The sequence below is a fragment of the Streptomyces sp. NPDC047853 genome, from assembly GCF_043204535.1.
In the GTDB taxonomy this organism is placed as follows: Bacteria; Actinomycetota; Actinomycetes; order Streptomycetales; family Streptomycetaceae; genus Streptomyces.
In genome coordinates this window covers 297434-303433 of sequence record NZ_JBIDCI010000011.1, presented here as the reverse complement: position 1 = coordinate 303433, position 6000 = coordinate 297434, and the positions used below count along the sequence as shown (strand labels likewise).

7 protein-coding genes are annotated in these 6000 nt (G+C 73.7%); 4 read left to right on the top strand and 3 right to left on the bottom strand.

The features are described from left to right. From ACGF5T_RS22335 to ACGF5T_RS22320, 4 genes are all read left to right on the top strand, one after another. A partial coding sequence (locus tag ACGF5T_RS22335; protein WP_366766914.1) for an LUD domain-containing protein occupies positions 1-821 on the top strand: 821 nt, incomplete at its 5' end. After that, positions 818-1465, top strand: a complete 648-nt coding sequence (locus ACGF5T_RS22330) for an LUD domain-containing protein (RefSeq protein ID WP_366766915.1) — start codon at positions 818-820, stop codon at positions 1463-1465. The genes ACGF5T_RS22335 and ACGF5T_RS22330, both read left to right, overlap by 4 nt. Positions 1466-1591: 126 nt before the next feature. Next, positions 1592-2377, top strand: a complete 786-nt coding sequence (locus ACGF5T_RS22325) for an ABC transporter ATP-binding protein (protein ID WP_366766991.1) — start codon at positions 1592-1594, stop codon at positions 2375-2377. Between the two features lie 3 nt (positions 2378-2380). Further along, positions 2381-3694, top strand: coding sequence for an ABC transporter permease (locus ACGF5T_RS22320; protein ID WP_356605116.1), 1314 nt, complete (start codon positions 2381-2383; stop codon positions 3692-3694). 94 nt (positions 3695-3788) lie between these two features. Here the strand turns inward: ACGF5T_RS22320 and ACGF5T_RS22315 are convergent, their stop codons facing one another. From ACGF5T_RS22315 to ACGF5T_RS22305, 3 genes are all read right to left on the bottom strand, one after another. Continuing rightward, a complete protein-coding gene (locus tag ACGF5T_RS22315) occupies positions 3789-4148 on the bottom strand; it encodes a cupin domain-containing protein (RefSeq protein WP_356605118.1) in 360 nt (119 codons plus the stop codon). A gap of 79 nt (positions 4149-4227) precedes the next feature. Further along, a complete protein-coding gene (locus ACGF5T_RS22310; RefSeq protein ID WP_356605120.1) occupies positions 4228-5205 on the bottom strand; it encodes a pyridoxal-phosphate dependent enzyme in 978 nt (325 codons plus the stop codon). After that, positions 5202-5924: a PAS domain-containing protein gene (locus tag ACGF5T_RS22305; protein ID WP_356605493.1), complete on the bottom strand. Its 723-nt coding sequence runs from the start codon at positions 5922-5924 to the stop codon at positions 5202-5204. Before ACGF5T_RS22305 ends, ACGF5T_RS22310 begins: the two co-directional genes overlap by 4 nt. Between the last annotated feature and the right edge of the window lie 76 nt (positions 5925-6000).

Sequence of the window (6000 nt, the reverse complement as noted above, 5' to 3'; positions counted from 1 at the left end):
AGACCGGCACCCTGGTCGTCGTGGAGTCCGAGGGCAACGGCCGGATGTGCCTGACCCTGCCCGAGACCCTGATCTCCGTGGTCGGCATCGAGAAGATCGTGCCGAGGTGGCAGGACCTGGAGGTGTTCCTGCAGACCCTCCCCCGCTCCTCGACCGCCGAGCGCATGAACCCCTACACGTCCATGTGGACGGGTACCTCCGACGACGACGGTCCCCGCGCCTTCCACCTGGTCCTGCTCGACAACGGCCGCACCGACACCCTCGCCGACGAGGTCGGCCGCCAGGCCCTGCGCTGCATCCGCTGCTCGGCCTGCCTGAACGTCTGCCCCGTCTACGAACGCGCCGGCGGCCACGCCTACGGCTCCGTCTACCCGGGCCCCATCGGCGCCATCCTCAGCCCCCAACTACGCGGCACCGCCGACGACATCGACGCCTCACTGCCCTACGCCTCCTCCCTGTGCGGCGCCTGCTACGAGGTCTGCCCCGTCGCCATCGACATCCCCGAAGTCCTCGTGCACCTGCGGGAGCGGGTGGTGCAGGGCGGCCCGGCCGTCCGGAGCGGCAACCGGGTCGTGCTGAGGCCCGCCAAGGGACACGCCGCCGAGCGGGCGGCGATGCGGGCGGCACGGTGGGCGTTCACGCACCCGGGCGCGCTGCGGACCGGGCAGCGGCTGGCCTCGCGCACCCGTCGGCTGCATCCGCGCACGCTGCCCGGTCCCGGCCGGGCGTGGAGCGGCAGCCGGGACCTGCCGGCGGTGCCCGCGGAGCCGTTCCGGGACTGGTGGCAGCGCACGCACGGTGGACAGGACGGGGCGAAGTGAGCAGCAGGGAACGCGTCCTGGGCCGGGTACGGCGGGCGCTGGCGGATGTGCCGGACGACGCGAGGCCCTACGAGGAGGCCGTCGCCCGGGACTATCTGCGCGAGCACGGGCAGCGGTCCGTCCGGGAGACGGTGGACCTGCTCGCCGAGAACCTGGCGGACTACCGGGCGATCGTGCACCGCGCGGACGAGGAGGAACTGCCGCTTCTCCTCATGCGGTTGCTCGCCCAGCGTGGATCCCGGTACGTGCTGGTGCCGCCGGGCCTGCCGCCCGAGTGGATGTCGGCCGCCGATCCGACGCGCGTGCACGACCGGGCGGTGAGCACACCGCACGAGCTGGACCGCGTGGAGAGCGTCGTGACCGGCTGCGCCGTCGCGGTCGCCGAGACCGGCACGATCGTCCTGGACGGCTCCCCCGACCAGGGGCGGCGGCGCATCACCCTGATCCCCGATCACCACATCTGCGTCGTGCGGGTGCCCGACCAGGTCGTGTCGTCGGTGCCCGAGGCCCTGGAACGCATCGACCCGAAGCGGCCGTTGACGTGGATCTCCGGGCCGTCCGCCACCAGCGACATCGAGCTGGACCGCGTCGAGGGGGTGCACGGCCCGCGCACCCTCGAGGTGGTGCTGCTGAGCGGCTCGTAGCGCTGCCGGGGTGTCGCTGAGTACACCCCCCGATACGGGTTCTGCGCCCAGTGTGGTCCAGTCCCACTCTCCGTAGCGTCTTCCACGAGGCACCGCACAGGGCGTGCCACACGGAGGGTGATGACGATGTTCCGCACCGGCGCACGAGGCGACGACCCGGGCCCCGCCTCCCCGGAGGCGCTGCGCCTGGTCAAGGTCACCAGGACCTACGGCACCGCCGAGAACGCCGTGACCGCGCTGGACGGGGTGACGCTGACCCTGGGGCGCGGCACGTTCACCGCGGTCATGGGACCGTCGGGCTCGGGCAAGTCCACGCTGCTGCAGTGCGCGGCCGGGCTCGACCGGCCGGACGGCGGCATCGTGTGCGTGGACGGCACGGAACTGACGGGCAGCGGCGAGGCGGAGCTGACCCGGTTCCGGCGCGGCCGGGTCGGCTTCGTGTTCCAGCAGTACAACCTGCTGGAGACGCTGACGGTCGCGCAGAACACGGTGCTGCCGCTCAAACTCGCCGGCCGGCGGGCGGACCGGAGACGGACCCGGGAGGTCCTGACCACCGTCGGCCTCGGTGACCGGCTCGGCCACCGGCCCGACCAGCTCTCCGGAGGTCAGCGGCAGCGGGTGGCGATCGCCCGCGCGCTGGTCACCGAGCCCCGCGTGATCTTCGCGGACGAACCCACCGGCGCGCTGGACACGCGCAGCGCACGGCAGGTGATGCTGCTGCTCCAGCAGGCGGTGCGGGTGCACGGCCGGACCGTGGTGATGGTGACGCACGACCCGGTCGCCGCCTCGTACGCCGACTCGGTCCTCTTCCTCGCCGACGGACGGCTGGCGGGGCGGATGGACGCCCCGACCCCCGACGCGGTCGCGGAGCGGCTCGCGCACCTCGGCGACGACGTGCCGGCGGGGGTGTGACCGATGTTCGTACTGGCCCTGCGGTCGATCGGGCGACGCCCCGGACGGTTCCTCGCGACGCTGCTGTCCGCCTTCCTGGGCGCGGCGATCATCATGACGTTCCAATCGATGCACGACACCGCCGGCCAGGACGGCGTGGACCCGGTGAGCGCGGACACGCTGGGCACGGCGGCGGGGGTCGTGGGCGGCTACGGGACCCTGCTGGTCTTCTTCGCGGTCGCCTCGACGCTCACCGTCAACGTGCGTCAGCGCGCCGCCGAACTGGATCTGCTGCGCTGCTCGGGGGCGACCCCGGCGCAGATCAAGCGGCTGGTCGTGGGTGAGGCGGTGGCGGTGGCCCTGGTGGGCGCCGCGGCGGCGACCGGCCCGGCGGTGCTCGGCGGGCGGACCCTGCTGGGGATGTTCCAGGACGGCGGCCAGGTGGCGCGGTCGGTCGAGTACTCCTTCGGCCCCCTCGCGCTGTCCAGCGGCGTGGGTGTCACCCTGCTCGCGTCGGCGGGCGCCGCCTTCCTGGCGGTGCGGCGGGTGACGCGGGGCCGCGGCCGCGAGCGGGCCGGGGCCAAGCGGTTCCTGGCCTACGGCGCGCTGGTCACCGGTGCCGCGGGGGCGGGCTCCACCCTCCTGTTCTCCGCGACGGACGAGGCACTGATGGCACCGCCGGCCTACGGGGCGATACTGCTGTCGGTGGGCTTCGCGCTGCTGTCGCCTCGGCTGCTGAAAGGCGTGCTCGCCCGGCTGCCGCTGAACGGGGCGAGCGGCTGGCTGGCCGTGCGCAACCTGCGCGAGCGGGCCGATCATCTCGCCGGCATCCTGGTATCGCTGATCATGTTCACGGCGGTGTCGACGGCGACGATCACCATGCAGGCGGTGGAGAGCGACGCGGTGCGGGCGTCCGGCCTGGTCAAGTCCGTCGACGCCAAGAACCTGGAGACGCTCAACCTCACGGTGGTCGGCATCGTCGCGGTCTTCGTCTGCGTGATGCTGGTCAACTCGCTGTACGCGGCGACGACCTACCGTTCCCGCGAGTTCGGGCAGCAGCGGCTGGCGGGGGCGACTCCGGGGCAGGTGCTGGGCATGGTCGGCGCCGAGGGCGCGATCCTGACGCTGACCGGTGTGTTCTTCGGAACGGTCGCCGCGCTGGCCGGGGTGGTGCCGTTCACGGTGGTACGGACCGACGCGGTGCTGCCGGACCGGTTCCCCGGCGTCTGGCTCGCGATGGTGGCGGTGTCGGCCGCGGTGACCCTGGGGACCAGCCTGGGGACGGCCCGGCGGACGCTGCGTACACCGGCGGTCGCGGTGGTGGCGTCGGCCGCGTGAAGGGGGCGGGAGGGAGCGGACAGGGGGCGGTCACCGCGGTGACCGTCCCCTCGTCCGCCCTTGTCCTCCTTTGTCCACCCCGTTTGTCGGCGGCCTAGTCCGCCTTGGCGTACTCCTTCGCCATGGCGCCCGCGAAGTCGTACACCACGCACTGGTCATCGCCCACGACCCAGGCGTCGTGGCCGGGCGAGCAGACGAAGACGTCTCCGGGCCCGACCTCGCTCTCCTCGCCGTCGTCCATGCGGACGCACATGCGGCCCTCGGACACGTAGCAGTTGTGGTGGATCATGCAGCTGTCGGTGCCCGCGATGGGCGCCACGGACTCCGACCAGCGCCAGCCCGGTTCGAAGGTGGCGACGGCGAAGTCGAGTCCCTCCATGTGCACGGCCTCGATGTGCCCGCGGGGGAAATCGCGTCGCTCGTCCGGCTTGTCGAGCGTCTTTGCCTCGAACATGACGCTTCTCCTTTCGCTGGCCCCACCACCCCATCGTCCGCCTGTCAACTCGGCGCCGCCATCCGGGGGACGCCCTGGGTCAGCGGGTGCCGCCGCAGAGCTCGGCGAACCGGCCCGCGTCCACGTTGCCGCCGGACAGGATCACGCCGACCCGGCGCGGCAGGGGGCCCGCGCGGCCGGTGAGGAGGGCTGCCAGCGAGGTGGCGCCGCTCGGTTCGAGGACGGTCTTCAGCCGCTCGAAGGCGAAGCGCATCGCGTCCCGGATCTCGTCGTCGCAGACCAGCACGACCCCGTCGAGCAGTCGGCGGTTGAGGGAGAAGGTCAGCTCGCCCGGCGTGGGCAGGGCCTGGCCGTCGGCGATGGTGCGCGGGACCGGGACCGTGACGCGGCGACCGGCTTCGAGGGAACGCCTGGTGTCGTCACCGGCCTCCGGTTCGACGCCGATCACCCGGGTCCCGGCGTGCAGGCCCTTCACGGCGGTCGCGCTCCCGGCGATCAGCCCGCCGCCGCCGACCGGTGCGATCAGCGCGTCCAGCTCCCCCGTCTCCTCGACGAGTTCGAGGGCGGCGGTGCCCTGTCCGGCGATGACGTGCGGGTGTTCGTAGGGCGGGATCAGGCTCAGCCCCCGTTCGGCGGCCAGGGCCTCGGCGACGGCGACGCGGTCGCCGGTGTAGCGGTCGTAGGTGACGATCTCGGCGCCGTAGCCGGCGGTGGCCGCGCGCTTGGAGGGCGGCGCGTCCTCGGGCATGACGATGACGGCGGTCGTGCCCAGCTCGCGCGCGGCCAGGGCGACCGCCTGGGCGTGGTTGCCCGAGGAGTAGGCGGCGATGCCCCGGGACAGCTGCTCCGGCGTGAGGCGGGAGGCCGCGTTGTAGGCCCCGCGGAACTTGAAGGCGCCGACACGCTGGAGGTTCTCGCACTTGAGGAAGACCTCGGCGCCGGCCAGGGCGTCCAGGGTGCGCGAGCGCAGCACCGGGGTGCGGTGCGCGACGCCGGCCAGGCGTGCGGCGGCGGAACGGACGTCGTCGAGGGTGACCGGCGGGGTCGTGGTCGTCACGCGTGTCCTCCAGCGGGGTCGGTGGCCGGGCCGGCCTCGGCGCGGGCCCGGGCGAGGTAGGTGTAGGCGGAGGCCCGGGAGATGCCGAGCCGGGCGGCGACCTGCTCGACCGAGCGGCGCACGGCGAACACGCCGCGTCCGTCCAGGTCGCGGAAGAGCTCCAGGCGCCGGTCGCGGTCCAGTGCCGCCCAGCTCCGGTCCCGGCGCAGCGGGTGGGCGTCCACGATGGCGTCGACGACCTTGTCGATGTCGTCGCCGAAGGTGGTCGCCGGTGGCTCGGCCAGGGCCCCCGCGGTGCCGGCGAGGGCCCCGAGCAGGGCCTGGGCGCGGTCGACGGCGGTGACGTCCAGGTTGACGCAGAGGGCCCCGAAGACGGCGCCCGTGGAGTCGCGCAGGGCGATCGTGGAGGACTTGAGCAGGGTGCCGTCCGTCGTCCGCGTGACGTAGTTCAGCTCGTCCCGCGCCTCGTCGCCGCGGGCGAGCATCCGCATGCCGATCTCGCTCATCGCCCCGCCCACCGACCGCCCGGTCACGGAGCCGGCGACGGCCACGACCGACCGCTCGGGGCGCCGGTAGTCGTGCAGGACCACCTCGCAGACCGGGCCGAACGTGGCCGCGATGCCGTCGACGACGGGGCGCAGCGCGGCGAGGACGGCGTCCTGTTCGGCGCCGCGTACGGCATTCCGTTCGGCCTCCCGCTCGACGCTCCCGCCCACCATGCGGTCGGCGTCCCCGTCGGCGTCGTGTCCGACATTCCGTCCGGTGTTCCGCTCGGCGTCCCGCGCCGGTTCGTTC

Excerpts from the sequence above, each read along its gene's own strand:
- ACGF5T_RS22325 (WP_366766991.1), top strand. The coding sequence starts at position 1,592 with ATGTTCCGCACCGGCGCACGAGGCGACGACCCGGGCCCCGCCTCCCCG.
- ACGF5T_RS22320 (WP_356605116.1), top strand. The coding sequence starts at position 2,381 with ATGTTCGTACTGGCCCTGCGGTCGATCGGGCGACGCCCCGGACGGTTC.
- ACGF5T_RS22315 (WP_356605118.1), bottom strand. The coding sequence starts at position 4,148 with ATGTTCGAGGCAAAGACGCTCGACAAGCCGGACGAGCGACGCGATTTC.
- ACGF5T_RS22305 (WP_356605493.1), bottom strand. The coding sequence starts at position 5,924 with ATGGTGGGCGGGAGCGTCGAGCGGGAGGCCGAACGGAATGCCGTACGC.